This is a genomic window from Streptomyces sp. NPDC059989, assembly GCF_042736975.1.
Classification (GTDB): domain Bacteria; phylum Actinomycetota; class Actinomycetes; order Streptomycetales; family Streptomycetaceae; genus Streptomyces.
On the sequence record NZ_JBHWUO010000130.1, the window covers coordinates 1 to 2,087 of the forward strand.

2 protein-coding genes are annotated in these 2,087 nt (G+C 70.3%); both read right to left on the bottom strand.

The genetic code is table 11. From position 1 onward, the window contains the following. Window positions 1–1,449: DEAD/DEAH box helicase (locus tag ACFWBN_RS39780; RefSeq protein WP_385186729.1), on the bottom strand; the 1,449-nt coding region annotated here is incomplete at its 3' end. A 100-nt stretch (window positions 1,450–1,549) separates the two neighbouring features. Then, window positions 1,550–1,756 carry a cold-shock protein gene (locus ACFWBN_RS39785; RefSeq protein WP_030707191.1) on the bottom strand — a complete coding sequence of 69 codons (207 nt, stop codon included), beginning with the start codon at window positions 1,754–1,756 and terminating at the stop codon, window positions 1,550–1,552. Window positions 1,757–2,087: the final 331 nt, after the last annotated feature.

Sequence of the window (2,087 nt, forward strand, 5' to 3'; positions counted from 1 at the left end):
GCCCGTGGCGGAGCCGGTGCGCGGCCCGCCCGACCGGCGGCGCGAGCCGGAGCCCGAACCGGAGCCCGAGCCGCTGCGCTGCTTGGGCGCGGTCGGCTGCGGCACGTCCAGCACCACGGGGATGCCCGAGGGCTCCTTGGCGCCGGTCAGCCGGGACAGCTCCTCGTCGGAGGACTTGATCTGCGCGGTGCGCGGGTCGATCCCGGCGTCCGACATGAGGCGGGTCATGTCCCGCTTCTGGTCGGGCAGCACCAGGGTGACCACGCTGCCGGACTCGCCGGCCCGGGCGGTACGGCCGCCGCGGTGCAGGTAGTCCTTGTGGTCGGTGGGCGGGTCCACGTTGACGACGAGGTCCAGGTCGTCGATGTGGATGCCGCGCGCCGCGACGTTCGTCGCCACCAGCGCGGTGACCTCGCCCGTCTTGAACCAGTCCAGGGTGCGGTTGCGCTGCGGCTGCGAGCGCCCGCCGTGCAGGCCGGAGGCGCGTACACCGTCCGCGAGGAGCTTCTTGACCATGCGGTCGACCCCGCGCTTGGTGTCCACGAACATGATCACCCGGCCGTCGCGAGCGGCTATACGCGTCGCCACGGCCTTCTTGTCGGTCTCGTCCATGACGTACAGGACGTGGTGCTCCATCGTGCTGACCGCACCGGCGGACGGGTCGACGGAGAAGGCGACCGGGTCGGTCAGGAACATCTTGACGAGCTTGTCGATGTTCTTGTCGAGCGTCGCCGAGAACAGCATGGTCTGGCCGCCGGCCTCGACCTGCTTGAGCAGGGCGGTGACCTGCGGCATGAAGCCCATGTCGGTCATCTGATCGGCCTCGTCGAGGACCGTGATGGCGACCTGCGAGAGGTCGGCGTCACCGCGGTCGATGAGGTCCTTCAGCCGGCCGGGGGTGGCGACGAGCACCTCGGCGCCGCGGCGCAGGGCGCCCGACTGCCGGTTGATCGACATGCCGCCGACGACGGTGGCGATGCGCAGGTTGACGGCCGTGGCGTACGGGGCCAGGGCGTCGGTCACCTGCTGCGCGAGCTCGCGGGTCGGTACGAGGACCAGCGCCAGCGGCTGCTTCGGCTGCGCGCGGCGGCCGGCGGTACGGGCCAGCAGCGCCAGGCCGAAGGCCAGCGTCTTGCCGGAGCCGGTACGGCCGCGGCCGAGCAGGTCACGGCCGGCGAGGGAGTTCGGCAGCGTCGCGGCCTGGATCGGGAACGGCTCGGTCACGCCCTGGGCGGCGAGGGTCTTCAGCAGCGCCTCGGGCATGCCCATGTCCTCGAACGCGGCGACCGGCGGCAGCGCCGGGGTCAGCGGCTCGGGCATGGTGAATTCTTGGGGCCTGGCAACGGGGGCGGACTTCTGCCGTCCCGCGCCAGCCTTCGGACGTCCCTGGGCCGCACCTCGACCCCGGGTGGGGCGGCGGCTGGGTCGTGCGGAGCTGGAGCTGGTCATGCGAGAAAGCCCTCCTGAAACCGGCAGGTAAAACAAGGTCGAAACAGCAGACAAGCCGGGGCCCGCACCTCACGGTGCGGACCCCGGCCAGCTGAAATACTTAGTTGGCGGGGAGGATGTTCTCCGCCTGGGGGCCCTTCTGGCCCTGGGTGACGTCGAAGGACACGCGCTGGCCCTCCTGGAGCTCACGGAAGCCCTGGGTGGCGATGTTCGAGTAGTGGGCGAAGACGTCCGGGCCGCCACCGTCCTGCTCGATGAAGCCGAAGCCCTTTTCCGAGTTGAACCACTTCACGGTGCCAAGTGCCATTTTGAATCTCCTGAATAGGCGGCAAAGGGCCCCATCCGGAGATTCCGGCAAAACAATAAAAGCGCCTGAGGATCATTCCCGTCAGGCGCACATAAAGTTCATGGGTACCACAACTGCAACGAGCTCTAAGCTAGCACACGTGGCTCGGCCGTGCCGCCGCGGGAGTGTGACGTCCGTCCCGCCGTGGTACCCGCGCGGGTGCGGCGCCGTGTCGGGGGCTCTGCCCCCGCGCCCCCGCGCCTCAATCGCCGGCGGGGCTGGGTTTGTGCCCCTCGGGCGGGGCCGGAGTGGGGGTTGGGGCGGTGCCCCTCCGGAGTGTCTCCTCGTCCTC

Coding starts and splice junctions, on each gene's coding strand:
- ACFWBN_RS39785 (WP_030707191.1), bottom strand. CDS start 1,756: ATGGCACTTGGCACCGTGAAGTGGTTCAACTCGGAAAAGGGCTTCGGC.